Genomic DNA, 19,875 nt, shown 5'->3' with positions numbered 1-19,875 from the left:
GATTACGCAGCCTCCCCAGAGAGGTTCAGCTCTTGACCTGGCTTGAGCAGCACATAAGCCTTGCGAACGTTGTCGCGGCGGCCAATGGTCTTGCCAAAGCGCTTGGTCTTGCCCTTGGTGTTCACCACAGACACGCCCTTCACTTCGACCTTGAACAGCAGCTCAACAGCGGCCTTGATCTCGGGCTTGGTGGCGTTCTGCAGCACCTTGAATGTCACAGCGTTGGACTTTTCAGCAACCAGCGTGGCCTTTTCGGACACGATAGGAGCAACCAGCACTTGCATCAGACGACCTTCGTCGAACTTGCGTTCGGCGGGAGTAGGGTTCACACGGCTCATGCGAACATCTCCTTGAGTTTGTCGAGAGCGCCCTTGGTAACGAGCACTTTCTTGAATTGCACCAGCGACACTGGATCAGCGTAACGTGGCTCGACCACGAACACATTCTTCAGATTGCGCGAAGCGAGGTACAGGTTTTCGTCCACTTCGTCGGCGATCACCATCACCGAGTCCAGGTTCATGGACTTGAACTTGTCAGCCAGTACCTTGGTCTTGGGCGAATCAACCGTCAGCGAATCAACCACAGCCAGGCGGCCTTCACGGGCCAGCTGCGAGAAGATGGATGCCATACCGGCACGGTACATCTTCTTGTTGATCTTCTGCGTGAAGTTTTCATCAGGCAGATTCGGGAAGATGCGACCGCCGCCACGCCACAGAGGCGAAGACGACATACCAGCACGTGCACGGCCAGTACCCTTTTGTTTGAAAGGCTTGGCGGTGGTGTGACGGACTTGTTCGCGGTCCTTTTGAGCGCGTGTGCCTTGACGGCCGTTGGCGCGGTAAGCAACGATGATCTGGTGAATCAGGTCTTCATTGAAATCGCGACCAAACACGGTCTCAGGAGCGTCCACTTGGGAGGCTGCCTTACCTTGTTCGTTCAGGAGTTCGAGCTTCATTAGTTCGCTCCTTTAGCAGCTGCCTTGACAGCAGGACGCACGGTCACGAAGCCATTCTTCGAACCGGGGATTGCGCCCTTGATCAGCAGCAGTTGACGGGCTTCGTCGATGCGAACCACGTCGAGATTCTGGGTAGTCACGGTCTCATCGCCCATGTGACCGGTCATGCGCTTGCCGGGGAACACGCGACCTGGGTCTTGTGCCATACCGATCGAGCCGGGAACATTGTGCGAACGGCTGTTACCGTGAGAAGCACGTTGCGACTTAAAGTTGTGACGCTTGATGGTACCGGCGTAGCCCTTACCGATCGAGGTACCTTGCACGTCGACCTTTTGGCCCACTGCGAAGATCTCGGTCACTGGCAAGGATGCACCTGCGGCGTACTTGCCGGCGGTGTCAGCTTCAACGCGGAATTCCTGGGTGATTTCACCAGCTTCCACGCCTGCCTTGGCCAGGTGGCCAGCGGCTGGCTTGGTCACGCGCGAAGCGCGGCGTTGACCAAAGGTGACCTGCAGGGCCACGTAGCCGTCGTTCTCTTGGGTTTTGACCTGGGTCACGCGGTTGTTAGACACATCCACCACGGTGACAGGCACTGCATCGCCGTCATCCGTGAACAGGCGCATCATGCCTACCTTACGGCCCAGCAACCCGAGGGAGTTGCTTTGACTCATTTGTTGCTCCAAAACTTCCGCCACCGAAACTGCAATTGGCTCGGTGTTGCCCCTGGGTTTGACGCCATCGGCACGAAAGAAGGTTAATAAAAACTTCGCCTCTTACCACCAAAATGCCAGGCAAATTGGATGTATAGATCACGAAGCCATAAATTCTAACGCGAACTTCCCAAATAGGCAAGTTCGCGTTAGAAAGGACAAGCAGCCACACCCGGAGGTGTGGCTTTAAGGCCTTATTGCAGTTTGATTTCGACGTCCACGCCGGCAGCCAGGTCCAGCTTCATCAGCGCGTCAACGGTCTTGTCGGTAGGATCGACAATGTCCATCAGGCGTTGGTGGGTGCGGATTTCCAGCTGGTCACGCGAGGTCTTGTTCACGTGGGGCGAACGCAGAATGTCGAAACGCTTCATGCGGGTTGGCAGGGGCACGGGACCCTTGACAATCGCGCCGGTGCGCTTGGCGGTTTCAACGATTTCAGCAGCGGACTGGTCGATCAACTTGTAATCGAAAGCCTTCAGGCGGATGCGGATTTTTGCTTGGACATGGTTAATTCCCAGTTGTTCTAAGAATTAAGCAATGATCTTGGCAACCACGCCAGCGCCCACGGTACGGCCGCCTTCGCGGATAGCGAAACGCAGACCTTCTTCCATAGCGATGGGGTTGATCAGCTTGACGGTGATCGACACGTTGTCGCCAGGCATAACCATTTCCTTGTCAGCTGGCAGCTCGATGGCGCCGGTCACGTCCGTGGTACGGAAGTAGAACTGAGGACGGTAGTTGTTGAAGAATGGGGTGTGGCGGCCGCCTTCGTCCTTGCTCAGCACATACACTTCAGCGGTGAAGTGGGTGTGTGGCTTGATCGAGTTAGGCTTGCACAGCACTTGGCCACGCTCCACGTCTTCACGCTTGGTGCCGCGCAGCAGCAGGCCAACGTTGTCACCAGCTTGACCTTGGTCCAGCAGCTTGCGGAACATTTCCACGCCGGTAACGGTGGTCTTGACGGTGTCCTTGATACCGACGATTTCGATTTCTTCGCCGACCTTGATGATACCGCGCTCGATACGGCCGGTCACCACGGTACCACGACCGGAGATGGAGAACACGTCTTCCACGGGCATCAGGAAAGCACCGTCCACAGCGCGCTCTGGCGTTGGGATGTAGGTGTCCAGAGCTTCAGCCAGACGCAGGATTGCGGGCTCACCCTTGTCGGATTGGTCGCCTTCCAGAGCCAGCTTAGCCGAGCCGCGGATGATTGGGGTGTCGTCACCTGGGAAATCGTACTTGTCCAGCAGTTCGCGGACTTCCATTTCCACCAGCTCCAGCAGCTCTTCATCATCAACCATGTCGCACTTGTTCAGGAACACGATGATGTAAGGCACGCCCACCTGGCGAGCCAGCAGGATGTGTTCACGGGTCTGGGGCATGGGGCCGTCAGCAGCCGAGCAAACCAGGATAGCGCCGTCCATCTGAGCAGCGCCGGTGATCATGTTCTTCACATAGTCGGCGTGGCCAGGGCAGTCCACGTGAGCGTAGTGGCGGTTAGCCGTTTCGTACTCAACGTGTGCGGTATTGATGGTAATGCCGCGAGCCTTTTCTTCAGGAGCAGCGTCGATTTCGTCGTACTTCTTGGCTTCGCCGCCGAACTTGGCAGACAGCACGGTTGCGATAGCAGCCGTCAGCGTGGTCTTGCCGTGGTCCACGTGACCAATGGTGCCCACGTTCACGTGCGGCTTGGTGCGCTCGAATTTTCCTTTTGCCATGAGAATTCTCCAAATAAAGAGCAAAACCTGTGTTGGGTTTAACGTCTACACCGAATTGCTGGGTCGCTTCGCACAGGAAACAAAGCGGCACCCGGTCGTAGACAAAAAGCAGCCCGCACCTGGCAAGCCAGGCGCGGGCGCATATTTTAGGCCTTTGCGCGGGAAGCGACAATAGCCTCAGCCACGTTGCGTGGGGCTTCAGCGTAGTGCTTGAACTCCATCGTGTACGTAGCACGGCCTTGCGTTTGCGAACGCAGCGACGTGGCGTAGCCGAACATTTCGGACAGGGGCACTTCTGCCTTGATGGCCTTGCCGCCACCCACCATGTCGTCCATGCCCTGCACCATACCGCGGCGGGAAGACAAGTCACCCATCACGGTACCGGCGTAGTCTTCAGGCGTTTCCACTTCCACGGCCATCATTGGCTCGAGGATCACGGGGCTGGCCTTGCGGGCAGCTTCCTTGAAACCGAAGATAGCGGCCATCTTGAACGCCATTTCGTTCGAGTCCACATCGTGGTACGAACCGAAGGTCAGCGTCACTTTGACGTCCACCACAGGGTAGCCAGCCAGCACGCCGGAGGTCAGCGCTTCGATCACGCCCTTTTCCACCGCAGGGATGTATTCGCGAGGAACCACACCGCCCTTGATGGCGTCGACGAACTCGAAGCCCTTGCCTGGCTCTTGCGGCTCAACCGTGAACACCACGTGACCGTACTGGCCCTTACCGCCGGACTGGCGAACGAACTTGCCGTCCACGTCCACGACCTTTTGGCGAATCGTTTCGCGGTAGGCCACTTGGGGCTTGCCCACGTTGGCTTCCACGTTGAATTCACGCTTCATGCGGTCAACGATAATTTCCAGGTGCAGCTCGCCCATACCGGCGATGATGGTCTGACCCGATTCTTCGTCGGAGCGCACGCGGAACGATGGATCTTCTGCAGCCAGACGCGACAGAGCGATACCCATCTTTTCCTGGTCGGCCTTCGACTTGGGTTCCACAGCCTGTGCAATCACGGGCTCTGGGAACACCATGCGTTCCAGCACGATGGGCGAAGCCACGTCGCACAGGGTTTCACCGGTGGTCACGTCCTTCAGGCCCACGCAAGCGGCGATGTCACCGGCGCGGATTTCGTCCACTTCGATACGATCGTTCGCCATCATCTGCACGATACGGCCGATACGCTCTTTCTTGCCCTTGACCGAGTTGTACACGGTGTCGCCCTTGGACAGAACGCCGGAGTACACACGCACGAAGGTCAACTGGCCCACGAACGGGTCGGTCATCAGCTTGAACGCCAGAGCGGAGAACTTCTCGCCGTCGTCCGCCTTGCGGGTCAGCTTCTTTTCTTCGTCTTCTGGGTCGGTACCGGCAACGTCAGGGATGTCCACTGGCGAAGGCAGGTAGTCGATCACGGCGTCCAGCATGCGCTGCACACCCTTGTTCTTGAACGCGGTGCCGCACAGCATAGGCTGGATTTCGGTCGACAGCGTGCGGGCGCGGATACCGGCCTTCACGTCTTCTTCGGACAAGGTACCTTCTTCCAGGTACTTGTTCATCAGGTCTTCCGAAGCTTCGGCTGCCGATTCCACGAGGTTTTCACGCCACTTGTTGGCGGTTTCCACCAGGTCTGCAGGAATATCTTCGTATTCGAACTTCATGCCCTGGGATGCTTCGTCCCAGATGATGGCCTTCATCTTGACCAGATCGACCACGCCCTTGAAGTTGTCTTCAGCGCCGATAGGGATCACCACGGGCACAGGGTTGGCCTTCAGGCGCAGCTTCATCTGGTCGTAGACCTTGTAGAAGTTGGCACCGGTACGGTCCATCTTGTTCACAAAGGCCAGACGTGGCACCTTGTACTTGTTGGCTTGACGCCACACGGTTTCGGACTGGGGCTGCACGCCACCCACAGCGCAGTACACCATGCAAGCACCGTCGAGCACGCGCATGGAACGTTCCACTTCAATCGTGAAGTCCACGTGGCCGGGGGTGTCGATGATGTTGAAGCGGTGTTCTGGGTAGGACATGTCCATACCCTTCCAGAAGCAGGTCACTGCAGCGGAAGTGATGGTGATGCCACGCTCTTGCTCTTGCTCCATCCAGTCGGTGGTAGCAGCGCCGTCGTGCACTTCGCCCAGCTTGTGGGTCACGCCGGTGTAAAACAGGATACGTTCGGTCGTGGTGGTTTTACCTGCGTCGATGTGCGCAGAAATACCGATATTGCGGTAGCGCTCGATGGGGGTCTTGCGAGCCATGGTTGATCCTTTGTTGATCAGTAAGTGTGGGGCGATGCGGACTGGCGGATTGCGCAGGCATCAGCCTTCGATGTGAGGGCAGTCTCAATCCGAGCAAGGCCGCAGGCAAAAATTGTTGCATGCGGCCTTTGCAATATCGAGACAGATCTCGCGCAGCTTAGAAGCGGAAGTGGCTGAATGCCTTGTTGGCTTCGGCCATACGGTGCACTTCGTCACGACGCTTCATCGCGCCGCCACGGCCTTCCGTAGCTTCCAGCAGTTCGTTGGCCAGGCGTTGGGCCATGGACTTTTCACCGCGCTTGCGAGCAGCTTCCTTGATCCAGCGCATGGACAGAGCCAGACGACGGACAGGACGCACTTCAACTGGCACCTGGTAGTTGGCACCGCCAACACGGCGGGACTTCACTTCGACCATGGGCTTGACGTTGTTGATGGCAACAACGAAAGCTTCCAGCGGGTCTTTGTCAGGGTGCTTCTTCTCGATCAGTTCCAGAGCGCCGTAAATGATGCGCTCAGCAACTGCCTTCTTGCCGCCTTCCATGATCACGTTCATGAATTTGGACAGCTCTACATTGCCGAACTTTGGATCCGGCAGAATTTCACGTTTGGGGACTTCGCGACGACGTGGCATTTCTTTACCTCTATCTTTGCTTCAGTTGGCATCTTTTCAGACACCGCGAGAGCCAATCAAGGACTCCCACTTACTCGACCCACACAAAACACTTGCGCTTGGGGTCACTACGCTGGATCTCGCGCCACGCGGGACACAGCACCTTTGTATTCGTTCAAAAAACCAGGGCTTACTTGGCCTTAGGCTTCTTGGCACCGTACTTCGAACGGGACTGCTTACGGTCCTTGACGCCTTGCAGGTCAAGCGAACCGCGCACGATGTGGTAACGCACACCTGGCAAGTCCTTCACACGGCCACCGCGCACCAGCACAACGCTGTGCTCTTGCAGGTTGTGGCCTTCACCGCCGATGTACGAAATGACTTCGAAACCGTTGGTCAGACGAACCTTGGCCACCTTACGCAAAGCCGAGTTAGGCTTCTTAGGCGTCGTGGTGTACACACGGGTGCACACGCCGCGGCGCTGGGGGCAGTTTTCCATAGCAGGGCTCTTGGATTTAACAACTTCTACCGTGCGGCCCTGACGCACGAGTTGGTTAATGGTTGGCATTAATAAACGTCCCTAAACGTGAAATTACCGTGAACTTATCGTGATTCGCTGCCAGTCCCTTGCCCCAAAGGCAAAGACGGCAGCCCCTTCGGAAATTCCGAAAAGCCCTCTAATGTACCACCTGACTCCAAATTGAGCAAATGGTTTACGCGCAAGCCCGCCGCACAGCGGTCCGCATCTCGCTACTTTCCGGCACAAAAGGCCGACCCATCTGCCCGAGCCGCTCTCATTTTTGCAAGCCTGGAAACCACAAAGCGTGCCAGGGGCACGCTTTGCAGGGGGAGGAACGGGCCTCTGCCAGGCGTTAAAGCCTCGGCATCAGCACCGCTTTACTTGATCCACAGACGGATGGCGTCCCAGGCGCGGCCAAAGATGCCGGCTTCTGCCACATCATCGAGCGCCACCAGCGGCACCTCGGCCACTTGCTGGCCGCCAGCCATCACCTTCAGGGTACCCAGCTTCTGGCCCTTGGTGAAAGGGGCAATCAGCGGCTCCTGGCTCACCACCTGGGTCTCGAGCTTGCCGCCCGTGCCCGCTGGCACATTCACGACGATGGGAGTGACGCTACCGATCTTGACGGTGTCTTGCGCGCCCTTCCAGGCCTTGGGGGTGGCCACGGCCTGGCCGCCGTCAAACAGCTTGACGGTATCGAAAGCGGTATAGCCCCAGTTCAACAGCTTCTGGCTTTCGTTGGCACGGTCCTTGTCGCTGGCGGCACCCAGAAGGATGGAGATCAGGCGGCGCTCGCCGGCATTGGGCACCTGGCGCTTGGCCGTGGACACCAGGCAGTAGCCGGCAGCATTGGTGTGGCCGGTCTTCAGGCCATCGACCGTCGGGTCACGGAACAACAAAGTATTACGATTGGTGCCGTTGGACTTGGGTGTGCCGGGGTAGTACCACTGCTTGGTCGCGTAGTAGTGCATGTACTCGGGGAAGTCCTTGATCAGGCGGCTGGCCAGAATGCTCAGGTCCTTGGCCGTCGTCGTGTGGCCGGGCTCGGTCAGCCCTTCGGGGTTCTTGTAGGCCGTGTTGGTCATGCCCAGCGCCTTGGCCTGCTCGTTCATCAGGCGCACAAAATTCTCGGCGGTGCCGCCCACCGCTTCGGCCAGCGCCATCGTCGCGTCGTTGCCGGACTGCACAATCATGCCGTGCAGCAGGTCGTCCACCTTCACCTGCATCTTGGGATCGATGAACATGCGCGAGCCGGGCATCTTCCAGGCGCGCTCGCTCACCGGCATGGTCTGCTCCAGGCTGATCTTCTTGTTGCGCAGCGCATCGAACACCACGTAACCCGTCATCAGCTTGGTCAGCGACGCCTGCTCGACCGGCGCATCCACATCCTTGGAAGCCAGGATCTGGCCGGTGGTCACGTCGAACAACAGGTAGTTGCGCGCCGCGATCTCGGGCGGCTGGGGCGCAGCCAGTTGTGCAAAGGCCAGGGTGGGCGCCAGCAGCGCTGCTGCAGCCCAGTTACGCAGGGTGGGCATCAAGCTCGATTTCATGTCGTACAACTCTTAGAAACAGGTGCCTGCAGCGCAGCATGGCAGGCTGCAGACTATCAAAAACAATAGCAATACTACACCACCGTCACAGTGCGGGGGCGAGCAGGTGGCGCGTGACCAGGCCTTTGAGAAGCGGCAATTGTCCGTGGAAAAAATGCCCGCCTCCGGGCACAACCGTAACCGGTAGTATCTGAGGCCGGGCCCAGTCCATCACCGCCGACAGCGGTACCGTGTCATCGGCTTCGCCATGCACCACCAGGGTGCGCTCATGCGCCTCAGGCGGCAAGGTCGCCACGGTAAAGCGGGATGCCGCCGTGCCGACGAACACCGCCTTGTCGATCTGGCGCCTGGACCAAAGTTCCGTCAGCGCATGGCTCATCACAAAAGAGCCGAACGAGAAGCCCGCCAGTGCCAGCGCGCCCTGGGGCGCCAACTGCTCGACCACGGCCAGAAAATCATCGCGCTCGCCCCGTCCCTCGTCATAGCTGCCCGCCGACTGGCCGACACCACGAAAGTTGAAGCGCAGCGCCGTCCAGCCGCTGGCGACAAAGGCGCGCGCCAAGGTCTGCACGACCTTGTTGTCCATCGTGCCGGCGAACAGCGGATGGGGGTGGGCAATGATGGCCGTGCCGCGCTGCACGCCGTCAGCGCCGGCCGCGAGGTCGCGGGCCACTTCCAGAATGCCGGCAGGCCCGGTGATGGTGAAACGTTCGGTTTGCGCGTTCATGCTGCGGTCAACTCCATGGCGGGCCGCACACCGGCGGCAGCGGCAGCGGCGCCCTGTATCTAGGCGGGAAATTCGGTGGTGGTGAAGGCGAAGGAGAACAGGCAGGCGCTCAGCGGCCCACGTCGGGCGGCGTCAGCAGGCGTTCGACCACCTTGCCATTCTTCAGATGCGACTCGACGATTTCGTCGATATCGTCATTGTCGATATAGGTGTACCAGACGCCTTCGGGATAGACCGCCATGATGGGGCCGCCGGCACAGCGGTCGAGACAGCCTGCCTTGTTGACCCGCACCTTGCCCGGTCCGCTCAAGCCCTCCGCTTTGACGCGGGCCTTGCAGTGGTCAAACATCTCCTTGGCGCCATGGTGGGCACAGCTGTCTTCGCCATTGACGCGGTCATTCAGGCAGAAGAACACGTGGTGCTGGTAGTACGGGGCGTCGTTGCCAGGTTTTTGCTCGCTCATGCCAAGCTCTCTTCGAATGCGATCCCCCATTGTGGCAGCTTGGCGCCCGCGCGGCGCCCACGGGCCGCAATACCGCCACGGGCTACTGCGTTTAGCGCTGCTCGGGCGGGCTGGCCGTCACCCGCTGGCGCCGGCGGGCCGCCACCACCGCAGGCAGCCGGCCCAGGCGCAGCAGCACATAGGCGATCACCGCAAACGGCCACAGCCAGCTGAGCCACTGGCCCAGGCCAAAAAAGCGGATGAAGCGCCCCTGCTCCCAGGACTGCAGGGCATCGGCATAGTAGGGGTTGGGCGGAGCCTGGTTGAGCAGGTTGACATCGATCATCAGCCCCATCAGCAGCAGCAGCACGCAATAGCGGCGTGGCAAGCCCACTTGCAGCAGCGCCAGCGACACCGCCAGTGCTATGCCCAGGCGCGTGGTCTGGTCCAGCCAATCCCAGGCATAGGCTGGCCCATAGCTCAGCGACGACGACAGCGCCGAAAAGCCTATCCCGGCCAACACCACCAGCGCCACCATGATCATGCGACGCGTCACGCTGCCCATCACGCTGAAGGCCAGCCAACAGGGAATCAGCAGGCCCAGCAGCACGGCCATCAGCTGCCCGATGGGCGACAGCGGCTCGGTGGCCTGCATGAAGTTGGGCATCCAGTGCTCGAAGGCCGAGTTCTCGAGCATGTCGACCAGCCACATCTCCAGCCGGTCAAACACCTGCCCGAGGCCAAAGGGCTGCGCAGCCGGGAACAGCAGCGCCAGAGGCCACAGCATCAGCAGCACGATCGCGCCACGCGCATCAGCGTCGAACCAGCGTGCCCGCACATCGCGCCAGCGCCGCAGAATGCCCATCCAGGCCAGCAAGGGCACCATCAGGGCCCCGAGCAAGGTGCCGATGCTGTTGAGCAGCCAGTCCATGTTGCTGGAGACCCGAAGCGGCAGAAAAATCTGCAAGAACTCCATCGACAGCGACAGCAGGCTGCCCACGCACAGGGCCCAGAACCAGCCCGTCCTGAACCAGCCATGGCGCCACCAGCCCAGGCTCAGCAACAGGCCCAGCGGCGCATAGCCCGCCACATTGATCCAGACATCGAACCAGGTCCAGTACGGCGGCGGAATGCGGGCCAGCAAAAATTCTGCCGGCGAGATGCCCTGGGTGCGCCAGCCCGTAAACGGGAAAAGGCTGGCAAAGACGATCAGCGCCACATACACCGGCACCAGCGGCCAGGCAATGGTGCGGTGTTCGCCGGATGCGGCAGGCGCCGGCGGGTGGGAGGGGACGGGACTGCTATCAGGCATGGTGCGTGGGCCCGGGTGCGCCGATCGTAGTGCGGGGTGGGGTACCGAAGTGTGCGCGGATTAAAAGGGTTTGACCACCACCAGCACCACGATGATGACCATGGCCACGACCGGCACCTCGTTGAACCAGCGGTACCAGACATGCGAATGCCGGTCCGTGCCATTGGCGATCTTGCGCAGCAGCACCGCACAGGCATGGTGGTAGCCGACGACCAGCAGCACAAAGAACAGCTTGGCATGCAGCCAGCCCCCGGCCCCGCGCCACCAGCCCAGCCACAGCCACAGGCCCAGGCCCAGCGCCAGCACGGCAATCATCGTCATGAAGCGCAACAGCTTGCGCGCCATCAGCAGCAGGCGCTCGCGCTCGGCCTGCGAGCCGGCCGGCACCATGGCCAGGTTCACGAAGATCCGGGGCAGGTAAAACAGGCCCGCAAACCAGCTGGCCACAAATACGATATGAAAGGCTTTGATCCACAGCATGAGCATGCGCCACAGTGTAGTGGCTCGGGCGATGGCCCAGCACAGGACCCCGGCTATAAAACGGGGGCCACCGGGCGCACCGGCGCGGCCTTGATCTGGCGCAAGCAGTGGCCCGCCGGGTAGCAAACCTCCATGCCCGGCGCAGTCTCTCGGGGCTGCCCTGTGCAGCCTGCCCTCGATCTGGCGCACAATCGCTGCATGCATCTGTCCAGCCCCACCCCCTTTCCCCACAACCGTCCGCGCCGCCTGCGCCGCGACGCCTTTACCCGCAACCTGGTCCGCGAGAACGTGCTCACCCCGCACGACTTCATCTACCCGGTCTTTGTGCATGAAGGCCAAGGCAAGCGCGAGCCGGTGCTGTCGATGCCCGGCGTGGACCGCCTGAGCCTGGACCTGTTGCTGCCGGTGGCCGAGCAGTGCGTGGCACTGGGCATTCCGGTGATGGCCCTCTTCCCCCAGATCGACACGGCGCTGAAGACGCCCGACGGCAAGGAGGCGCTCAACCCCGATGGTCTGATCCCCCGCGTGGTGCGCGCGCTGAAGAAAGAATTTCCCCAGCTGGGCGTGATGACCGATGTGGCGCTCGATCCCTACACCAGCCACGGCCAGGATGGCCTGCTCGACGAGACCGGTTACATCCTCAATGACGAAACCGTCGAGATCCTCGTCGGCCAGGCGCTCAACCATGCCGAAGCCGGTGTCGACATCGTCGCCCCCAGCGACATGATGGATGGCCGCATCGGCGCCATCCGCGATGCCTTTGAATCCCAGGGCCACATCTACACCCGCATCATGGCCTACAGCGCCAAGTACGCCAGCGCCTTCTACGGCCCCTTCCGCGATGCGGTGGGCACGCGCGGCGCGCTCGGCAAGGCCGACAAGAATGTCTACCAGATGGACCCGGCCAACACCGACGAGGCGCTGCGCGAAGTGGCGCAAGACCTGGCCGAAGGCGCCGACATGGTGATGGTCAAGCCCGGCATGCCCTACCTGGATGTGGTGCGCCGCGTCAAGGACGAGTTCAAGGTGCCCACCTTTGCCTACCAGGTCAGCGGCGAATACGCGATGCTCAAGGCCGCCGCACAAAACGGCTGGCTGGACCATGACCAGGTGATGATGGAATCGCTGCTGGCCTTCAAGCGCGCCGGGGCCGATGGCATCCTGACCTATTTCTCGCTGGACGCAGCGCGCTGGCTCAAAGAGAAAAACTGATAGCAAAAATACCAGAGCGGGCTTGCACAGGCCCGTTTTTTTTGCCATGCTGCGCCTGAAGCGACCGAGGAATCCCGGTGAGTACACCCAGCAGCATCCGCATCTTTCACATCATCGGCAACGAGACCAGCGAGCTGGCCTCGGTGCCTTTCGAGCTCCCTGCCAAAGGCTTCCTGTGGCTGGCCTGCACCCGCAGCTATTTCAGCGAGCAGCTGGGCAGCCTGCAGCTGGCACTGCAAAAGCTCAGTGGCGCGCCGCTGGTCGACCTGCATGTCTCCGACCTGCTCAACGCCCAGCTCCCTTCCCACTATGACTACACCTCGCAATACGACCTGCTGGTGATACGCCGTCTGGCCAGCACGCCATCCCAGGTGGGCACCGCTGCGCTGGCAGCGGCGCGGCGCACCGCCGCGGCCAAACCCCTCAATGAGGCACCGCGCATCAGCACCACGCCGGTGGGCTTTGCCGCGTGGGAGCGGGTGCTGCTGTCGGTACACCCCGAGGACTGCACGGTGCGTGATGGCTATGCACGGCGCCTGCTGCAATTTGCCAAGACCGGCACGCCGCCGCTGGCTGCCGAGGCGCCCGACCTGGGCCAGATATCGGATGCCACGCAAGAGCGCCTGGCACGCGAGGACAAGGCCTTCCGCAACCCCGGCAGCAGCCCCACGCCGGGCGGCCTCCAGCCCATCCGCCTGCCGTTGTCCCCGGCTGACCTGATGATGCGTGTGGTCAACATCATCGTGGACAACTACCTGGACCTGCGCCGTGAGCTCTCGCGCCACCTGGACCAGTGGCAAAGCGCGCTGCTGTCGCCGCGCAAGCGCATTGCCAACTGGCAGGCGCTGCTGGAGGCGCGGCTGACCCTGCACCAGCTCGACGAAATCTGCGAAGACCAGCGCGCTGCCGTGCAGGACTGGGTGGACGCGCTGGAGACCTGGCCTCAGCCGGAGGCCCCCGGTGCCCAGCGCGAGCTCGAAGCGCTCAAGGTGCGCAGCCGCGATGTGCTCGAACACATCGAGCGCGTGGTGCACCATGTGCGCCGGCTCGAACAAAGCACCGAGACGGCCGTGCAGATGCATTTTTCGGTACAGAGCAACCGCGCCAACGACATCATGCGCACGCTCACCACGATCACCGCCATCTTCCTGCCGCTCAACCTGATTGCCGCGATCTTCGGCATGAACTTTGAGTTCATCCCCCTTATCCACAAGGAAGACGGCTTCTGGTGGGCCATGGGCGTGATGGCCTTCATCACCGTGGCGCTGATCGGCTTTTTCTCGTACAAGCGCTACCTGACCCGCACTGGCAGATAGCGCTTACCCGTCCTCCAGCCAGCGGCGCACGGCGCGCCACTGCTGGACGGCTTACCGGCCCAGATCAATGCGGTAGACCGCGCGCTGCGTGCCCGTCCCATCATCCGCCTTGTCCAGCGAGACATGGTCCAGGCCCGCTGCCTGCGCCACCGGCAGCGCATTGGCCGCCGACGTGAACAACACCTTGCCGGCCGTCGGCGTCTTGGCAAAGCGCCAGCTGTGGGCAGCACCATTGGCCGAACGGGTCACCTGCGGGTGGTCCTTGATGTACGCGATCACCACATCGCGGTTCGCATCGGGCGAGGCATAGATGGTGGCGCGGCCGTCGAGCTCGGGCAGGAAGCTCTTGCCGCTGGTGGCACGGTAGTTGTTGGTGGCGATCACAAAGTCCTGCGCCGGGTCGATGGGCGCGCCCTTGTACTGCAGGTCCACGATGCGGCTGCCGACGGGCTGGGTCACATCGATCTGGTACTGCATGTCGGCGCTGGTGAACATGTCGAAGTTGTAGCCGGGAAAGCTGCTGATCAGCCACTGGTCTGCAGTCGCAGCCGGGTCGATGCGGTTGAAGCGCTGGGCAGCGGCCTCCAGCCAGCGCTTGATCTGCGCGCCGTTCACCTTCACCGCATAGACGGTGTTGGGGTAGAGGTAGAGGTCGGCCGCGTTGTAGATCGCCAGCGGACCGGCGGCCACATCGGTGTAGTCCGCACCGCCCTGGAAGCCCGACTTGAAAGGCGCGCTCACCGACAGCACCGGCAGCTGCGCATACTGCGGCAGATTCGCCTGCACATAGCGCTGCACATAGTCCTGCTGCGCCTGGTTGACCAGCTGGATCGCGCCGGGGTCGCCCACATCGGCAAACTGCGTGCCCATGCGGAAGTCGGTCTGGCCCACGGGCGTCTTCACATAGCTGATGGCCGCCTGGTGCTGGCGCTCCACCACCGGTGCAATGCTGCTGTCAACGGCCACATAGGTGGTCTTGCCTGCGGCATCCTTGCCGGTGGCCGTGCTGCGCAGCGCCGACTTGCTCTGGGTCCTGTCCACACTCCAGGCCTTGCCATCCCACTTCAGCGACAGCGCCACCACGCCCAGCGCCTTGCCCCAGCTGCTGGCCATCACCGCCGGCACGCCGTTGACCGTGCCAGCCTGGTGGTCGACTCCGGCCATGCTGAAGGCCGGTTGCGCGGCCGTGTCGGGGAAGACGCCGTGCTGGTGGCCCATCACCATCGCGTCGATGCCCGCCACCTTGCTCAGGTACAGGCCCGGGTTCTCCATGTCGGCACGGTATTCCGAGGCGTCGAGCCCGCCATGCAGCAGCGCCACGACGACGTCAGCGCCCTTGCTGCGCAGCTCAGGCACATACTTTTGTGCGGCCTCGACCGCACCCGTCACCTGTACCTTGCCTTCCAGATGGCGCTTGTCCCAGCCCATGATGCCGGGCGTGGTAAAGCCGATCACCCCGATCTTGATCGGCAGCTTGACGGCCTTGCCGTCGCTGTCGGTGCCGCTGATCTCGCGCTCGAGCACCAGATAGGGCGGCACCAGCGGCGCATTGGTTTTGCTGCTGATCACATTGGCCAGTGCCATCGGGTAGCCCGGGCCTGCGCACTTCTTGCTGGCATCGACGCCATCGACCTGGAGGCCGCCACCCAGCACCTGGTTGAGAAAGGGCAGGCCGTAGTTGAACTCATGGTTGCCCAGGGTGCCGGCATCGAACTTGAACACGCCCATGGCCTTGTACATGGACAGCTGCTGGTCGCAGGCGATCGGCGCCACCTGCGCCTCGTAGTCGGCCAGCGCCGTGCCCTGGATGGTGTCGCCGTTGTCCACCAGCAAGGTGTTGGCAAAGTCGCTGCGCGCCTGGCGGATCAACGTGGCTGTGCGCTCAAAGCCATACGAGGGATCATCGGCCAGCTTGAAGTAGTCGTAGCTGCGGATGTTGAAGTGCAGGTCGGTGGTCTCGAGCACCGCCAAGGTGGCGGTCGCCGATGTGGGGCTGCTGGAGCCGCCACCGCCGCAGGCCGTCAGCAGGGCCGCAGCGGCCAGCGTGGTCAGCGTGAGCGCTGCGGTCCGGAAGTCGCAGGCAGGGGGAAAAGGGGTGCGCATCGTGGTTATCGTTGAAAGTGAGCGATGCGCGCATCATCAGCAGGCGGTATGACGACGGTGTTACGAACGGCCCCCGAAAATGCAACAAAGCCTTGCAGGCTGAGAACAGGGTTCTCAAAGCCTGCAAGGCTTCGTGCAGCGCTGGGCGGGAGTGACCGCTCAGCCTACATGTTTGGCAAAAAAGGCCATGCTGCGGGCCCGTGCGGCGGCCGATGCTGCTGCGTCATACGAGCCGCGCTGGTCGCAGTTGAAGCCGTGGTCGGCCGCGTAGACATAGACCTCGGCCTCGGGGTGGGCGGTGCGGAAGGCGTCCACCGACGCCAGCGGGATCCAGTGGTCCTTGTCGCCAAAATGGGCCATCACCGGGCACCGGGGCTGGCGCGCGATCTCGTCGCCAGTGGTCATGCCGCCGCCGTAGTAAGGCACCGATGCCGACAGCCCCTGGAGCTCGCAGGCTGCGCGCCAGGCCAGCAGGCCACCCCAGCAAAAGCCGGTGATGCCGACCTTGCCGCCGCTGCGCCGTGCGCCTTCGTCAATCGCGGTCTGCAGGTCCAGCATCACGCCAGGGGCCACGGCGGGCGCTTCGGCAGCGGCCTTCAACGCTACGCCGGCTTGCATGTCGGCATCGCTGTAGCCCAGGTCCACGCCGGGCTTGATGCGGGCGAACGTGGCCGGCGCAATCGCCACATAGCCGCTTTGCGCAATGCGGTCCGCCACCGAGCGGATGTGCGAGTTGACGCCAAAGATCTCCTGCACCACGACGATGGCGCCACGCGCCTGGCCTTCTGGCTCGGCGATGTAGGCCGGAAACACCTGGCCGTCGGCCGACTTCAGATCTACAAAATTTCCCATCGCGATCACTCCTTGCTCAACAGATTCAAGATTCGGGCCTCGCTGATTATGGCGTGGCGCAGGCCGCTGCCGGTGCCGGACGCGCCAGCATCGTCAGCCAGGCTGCCACCAGCAGCAAGGCCAGCCCGCCATACACCGCCGCCAGGCCCAACGCCGTCTGCGGGTTCACCAGGTGGATGCCCAAGGACGCGAGCAGCGAGGTCAGCAAGAAGGCCAGGCCGCCGGCAATGCCGCCCGACAAGGCAGCGTGTTTGGGGAACATCGACAGCACATGGGCGAAGTGGATATTGAACACCAGTCCCGCCGCCACATGGATGCAAAAGGCGACGGCCGCCATCACCTCCAGCGATGGCCAGGACGCGGGCAGCCAGGTCGTCAGCGCCAGCAGCCCGATAAAGCCGGCCATGGCCAGCAAGGCACCTTGGTGCTTGGCCGCCAGCGAGCGCGCCATCGCTGCGCGGGCGATCAGGCCGCCCCCCATCCAGGCCAGGCCCATCAGCAGCGCCAGCGATCCCGTGGTGGTCGGTGGGCGGTGGTACACCGTCTCGACGATGAAGGGCGAGGCCATGCTCCAGCCCATCACCATCGCATACGCGGCGCTGACGCAGAGCACGCCCCGCGCAAAGGCGCGGTTGCGCATGATCTCCCAGGCCCGGCTGGCCACTTCACGCGGCCGGATGGGCTGGGGCTGGGCCAAGGTCTCGCCGCCGCCCAGCAGCTCCAGCACCAGCGCAACCACCGAGAATGCGGCCAGCACCACAAAGTTGGCACGCCAGCCCCAGTGGGTCTGCACAAAGCCGCCGATGAAGGGCGCGCAGATGGGCCCCAGCGACCAGACCACGGTCATCCAGGTCAGGTAGCGCTGCAGCGCCGGGCCCCGGAACACATCGACAAAAAAGGTGCGCTTGCCGACCACGGCCACCGCGCCCAGCAGGCCTTGCAGCAGGCGCAGCGCGCAGATGACGACGATGTCGTCGCTGACGGCAATGGCCGCGCTCGACAGCGCAAACAACGCCAGCGCCACCATCGTGGGGCGCCAGCGGCCAAAGCGGTCCAGCAGCACGCCCACCACCAGCTGGCCCAGGCCATAGCCGGCGATGAACAAGGTCAAGGTCAGCTGGATCTGGGACGCGGTGCCGCCCAGGCTCTGCGCCATGGCGGGCATCGAGGGCAGGTAGATATCGGTGCCAATGCCCGACAGCGGGATCAGCAGGAAGGCCAGAAAAACGCCGAAGGTGGCGTTGTCAGCAGTGATTCTTCGCATGGGAGTCTGCGCCTGAAAATAAAACAGGGCGCCAGTGTGTTATGTTTTTTAGACTGGTACAAGATCTTACGTAGCCTAGGCTTGGAAGGCCTATACTGCACTGCACCATTGCCGCTACCCTAACCGCCCAAGACCATGCTTGCAGCCACCCCCACCCATGCCCCGCCTGCCGTTGCGGCCTCTGCCCCTGCGCAGGAGCTGGGCCACTTTCTGCGCGCCCGGCGCGAGAGCCTGTCGGCCGCCGCCATGGGCCTGGCGCGCCATGGCCGCGTGCGCACGCCCGGCTTGCGGCGCGAGGAGGTCGCCCAGCTCGCCGGTATTGGCGTGACCTGGTACACCAAGCTTGAGCAAGGCCGTGAGGTACAGCCGTCGCGCCAGGCAGTGGAGGCCATCGCCCGGGCGCTGCAATGCAATGACGACGAGCTGCGTCACTTGCTCGTGCTGGCGGGCATCAAGCTCGACCAGCCCGCGGTTGCATCGCAGGAAGCACCGGGCTGCCTGCACCGGCAATTGCTGGACAAGATGCTGCCCTACCCCGCCCAGATGCAAAGCGCCGCGTTTGACCTGCTCGACGCCAATGCCGCCTATGAGCGGCTGATGGGCGTATCGCTGCAGCGGTTGCCTGCGCTGGAGCGCAACTGCCTGCACATGAACCTGTTCAATCCGCAGTGGCAGCGCGTGGTGCGCCATGAGCCGCAGAGCATCGAGCGCATGGTGGCGATGTTCCGCGCCGCCTACACCCAGCAAAGCGGCGACCCGGCGATTGCCCGGCGGCTGGACTATTTTCTGGCGCACTCGCCCGTCTTCCGCAATGCCTGGGAGCGCTACCAGGTGCGCAGCCCGGAGAACAACGAAAAGACCTTTGACCACCCGGTGGTCGGCATCCTCCATCTGCGCCAGACCTACTGGTGGTCGGCGCCGCGCAGCGGCATGCGCATGGTGGTCTACCTGCCCGTCAGCGACCAGGACGCCGAGGCGCTCGACCGGCTGGCCGCGCTGCCTGCGCCTTGAATGCGGCATGGGCATGCGGCGCAAGCTCGCCTAAGATAGTGCATCTTTTGTGAGCCCCAACGCCATGACCTCTATCGTCCTCATCACCGGTGCCAGCCGTGGCATCGGTGCCGCCACCGCCCTGCTCGCCGCCCGCCATGGCTGGGATGTGGCCGTGAACTACAGCAGCAATGAAGCAGCAGCCCAGACCGTGGTGCAGGCCGTGCAGGCCCTGGGCCGCCGCGCCATCGCCGTGCAGGCCGATGTGGCCGACGAGGCCCAGGTGCTGCCGATGTTTGCGCGCATCGACAACGAGCTGGGCCGTCTGGGCGCCCTGGTCAACAACGCGGGCGTGGTGGACCGCGCCCAGCGCCTGCAGGACATGGACATGGCCCGCTGGCGCCGCATGTTCGACATCAATGTCCTGGGCAGCTTTCTGTGCGCCCGCGAAGCGGTGCGCCGCATGAGCACGGCCGAAGGGGGCGCCGGTGGCAGTATCGTCAATGTGTCCAGCCGGGCCGCCTGCCTGGGCTCGGCCAACCAGTATGTGGACTATGCGGCCTCCAAGGCGGCCATCGACACGATGACCCTGGGCCTGGCCCATGAAGTGGCCGCGCAAGGCATCCGCGTCAACGGCGTGCGCCCGGGCCTGATCGAGACCGACATCCACGCCAGCGGCGGCCAGCCCGACCGCGTGCAGCGGCTGTCGGCCGGTGTGCCGCTGGGGCGCGGCGGCACCGCAGACGAAATCGCGCAGGCCATCTACTGGCTGATGTCCGAGCACAGCAGCTACTGCACCGGCTCCTTCATCGATGCCGGTGGCGGGCGCTAGGCCGCCGTTCAGACCCAAGCC

The 19,875-nt window shown here is 62.7% G+C and carries 20 protein-coding genes; 4 read left to right on the top strand and 16 right to left on the bottom strand.

Annotated elements, in window-relative coordinates:
- Positions 1 to 2: 2 nt before the first annotated feature.
- From rplW to MJ205_RS21505, 13 genes are all read right to left on the bottom strand, one after another.
- Positions 3 to 338: a 50S ribosomal protein L23 gene (rplW, locus tag MJ205_RS21565; RefSeq protein WP_021025594.1), complete on the bottom strand. Its 336-nt coding sequence runs from the start codon at positions 336 to 338 to the stop codon at positions 3 to 5.
- Positions 335 to 955, bottom strand: coding sequence for a 50S ribosomal protein L4 (gene rplD, locus MJ205_RS21560; protein WP_021025593.1), 621 nt, complete (start codon positions 953 to 955; stop codon positions 335 to 337). Before rplD ends, rplW begins: the two co-directional genes overlap by 4 nt.
- A complete protein-coding gene (gene rplC, locus MJ205_RS21555; RefSeq protein ID WP_021025592.1) occupies positions 955 to 1,626 on the bottom strand; it encodes a 50S ribosomal protein L3 in 672 nt (223 codons plus the stop codon). The genes rplD and rplC overlap by 1 nt, the downstream gene beginning before the upstream one ends.
- 233 nt (positions 1,627 to 1,859) lie before the next feature.
- Positions 1,860 to 2,177, bottom strand: a complete 318-nt coding sequence (gene rpsJ / locus MJ205_RS21550; protein WP_239812823.1) for a 30S ribosomal protein S10 — start codon at positions 2,175 to 2,177, stop codon at positions 1,860 to 1,862.
- A gap of 18 nt (positions 2,178 to 2,195) precedes the next feature.
- Positions 2,196 to 3,386: an elongation factor Tu gene (tuf, locus tag MJ205_RS21545; RefSeq protein ID WP_116926819.1), complete on the bottom strand. Its 1,191-nt coding sequence runs from the start codon at positions 3,384 to 3,386 to the stop codon at positions 2,196 to 2,198.
- Positions 3,387 to 3,532: 146 nt separating this feature from the next.
- Positions 3,533 to 5,644 (bottom strand): elongation factor G, encoded by a 2,112-nt coding sequence (gene fusA, locus MJ205_RS21540; protein WP_239810311.1) that lies wholly within the window; start codon positions 5,642 to 5,644, stop codon positions 3,533 to 3,535.
- Positions 5,645 to 5,801: 157 nt separating this feature from the next.
- Positions 5,802 to 6,275, bottom strand: coding sequence for a 30S ribosomal protein S7 (rpsG, locus tag MJ205_RS21535; RefSeq protein WP_021026534.1), 474 nt, complete (start codon positions 6,273 to 6,275; stop codon positions 5,802 to 5,804).
- Between the two features lie 169 nt (positions 6,276 to 6,444).
- Positions 6,445 to 6,822: a 30S ribosomal protein S12 gene (gene rpsL, locus MJ205_RS21530; protein ID WP_012202325.1), complete on the bottom strand. Its 378-nt coding sequence runs from the start codon at positions 6,820 to 6,822 to the stop codon at positions 6,445 to 6,447.
- Between the two features lie 329 nt (positions 6,823 to 7,151).
- Complete coding sequence (locus MJ205_RS21525; RefSeq protein WP_239810310.1) at positions 7,152 to 8,324, bottom strand: D-alanyl-D-alanine carboxypeptidase family protein; 1,173 nt, start codon at positions 8,322 to 8,324, stop codon at positions 7,152 to 7,154.
- An 85-nt stretch (positions 8,325 to 8,409) separates the two neighbouring features.
- Entirely contained in the window at positions 8,410 to 9,051 is a 642-nt protein-coding gene (locus tag MJ205_RS21520) for an alpha/beta hydrolase (protein WP_239810309.1), read from the bottom strand.
- 109 nt (positions 9,052 to 9,160) lie between these two features.
- The gene (locus MJ205_RS21515; protein WP_239810308.1) at positions 9,161 to 9,514 is read right to left on the bottom strand and encodes a (2Fe-2S) ferredoxin domain-containing protein; all 354 of its coding nucleotides are present in this window, start codon (positions 9,512 to 9,514) and stop codon (positions 9,161 to 9,163) included.
- A gap of 91 nt (positions 9,515 to 9,605) precedes the next feature.
- Positions 9,606 to 10,805, bottom strand: a complete 1,200-nt coding sequence (locus tag MJ205_RS21510) for a VanZ family protein (RefSeq protein ID WP_239810307.1) — start codon at positions 10,803 to 10,805, stop codon at positions 9,606 to 9,608.
- 60 nt (positions 10,806 to 10,865) lie between these two features.
- Complete coding sequence (locus MJ205_RS21505; protein ID WP_239810306.1) at positions 10,866 to 11,285, bottom strand: CopD family protein; 420 nt, start codon at positions 11,283 to 11,285, stop codon at positions 10,866 to 10,868.
- Between the two features lie 198 nt (positions 11,286 to 11,483).
- Between MJ205_RS21505 and hemB the strand changes: the two genes are divergently transcribed.
- Both hemB and MJ205_RS21495 read left to right on the top strand, forming a co-directional pair.
- The gene (gene hemB / locus MJ205_RS21500; protein ID WP_239810305.1) at positions 11,484 to 12,497 is read left to right on the top strand and encodes a porphobilinogen synthase; all 1,014 of its coding nucleotides are present in this window, start codon (positions 11,484 to 11,486) and stop codon (positions 12,495 to 12,497) included.
- Positions 12,498 to 12,568: 71 nt separating this feature from the next.
- Positions 12,569 to 13,813: a magnesium transporter CorA family protein gene (locus MJ205_RS21495; protein WP_373449446.1), complete on the top strand. Its 1,245-nt coding sequence runs from the start codon at positions 12,569 to 12,571 to the stop codon at positions 13,811 to 13,813.
- A gap of 51 nt (positions 13,814 to 13,864) precedes the next feature.
- Here the strand turns inward: MJ205_RS21495 and MJ205_RS21490 are convergent, their stop codons facing one another.
- The 3 genes from MJ205_RS21490 to MJ205_RS21480 form a co-directional block, all read right to left on the bottom strand.
- Complete coding sequence (locus MJ205_RS21490) at positions 13,865 to 15,916, bottom strand: bifunctional 2',3'-cyclic-nucleotide 2'-phosphodiesterase/3'-nucleotidase (protein WP_239810303.1); 2,052 nt, start codon at positions 15,914 to 15,916, stop codon at positions 13,865 to 13,867.
- Positions 15,917 to 16,075: 159 nt separating this feature from the next.
- Complete coding sequence (locus tag MJ205_RS21485; protein WP_239810302.1) at positions 16,076 to 16,768, bottom strand: dienelactone hydrolase family protein; 693 nt, start codon at positions 16,766 to 16,768, stop codon at positions 16,076 to 16,078.
- A gap of 46 nt (positions 16,769 to 16,814) precedes the next feature.
- Positions 16,815 to 18,032 carry an MFS transporter gene (locus MJ205_RS21480; protein ID WP_230773277.1) on the bottom strand — a complete coding sequence of 406 codons (1,218 nt, stop codon included), beginning with the start codon at positions 18,030 to 18,032 and terminating at the stop codon, positions 16,815 to 16,817.
- A gap of 135 nt (positions 18,033 to 18,167) precedes the next feature.
- Between MJ205_RS21480 and MJ205_RS21475 the strand changes: the two genes are divergently transcribed.
- Both MJ205_RS21475 and MJ205_RS21470 read left to right on the top strand, forming a co-directional pair.
- Entirely contained in the window at positions 18,168 to 19,043 is an 876-nt protein-coding gene (locus MJ205_RS21475; RefSeq protein WP_239810301.1) for a helix-turn-helix transcriptional regulator, read from the top strand.
- A 64-nt stretch (positions 19,044 to 19,107) separates the two neighbouring features.
- Entirely contained in the window at positions 19,108 to 19,854 is a 747-nt protein-coding gene (locus tag MJ205_RS21470) for an SDR family oxidoreductase (RefSeq protein WP_239810300.1), read from the top strand.
- Positions 19,855 to 19,875: the final 21 nt, after the last annotated feature.

The organism is Comamonas sp. B21-038 (genome assembly GCF_022387135.1).
GTDB classification, from domain to species: Bacteria; Pseudomonadota; Gammaproteobacteria; order Burkholderiales; family Burkholderiaceae_C; genus Comamonas; species Comamonas sediminis.
The sequence above is the reverse complement of the archived record's forward strand: the minus strand, read 5'-3'. Positions and strand labels throughout refer to the sequence as shown.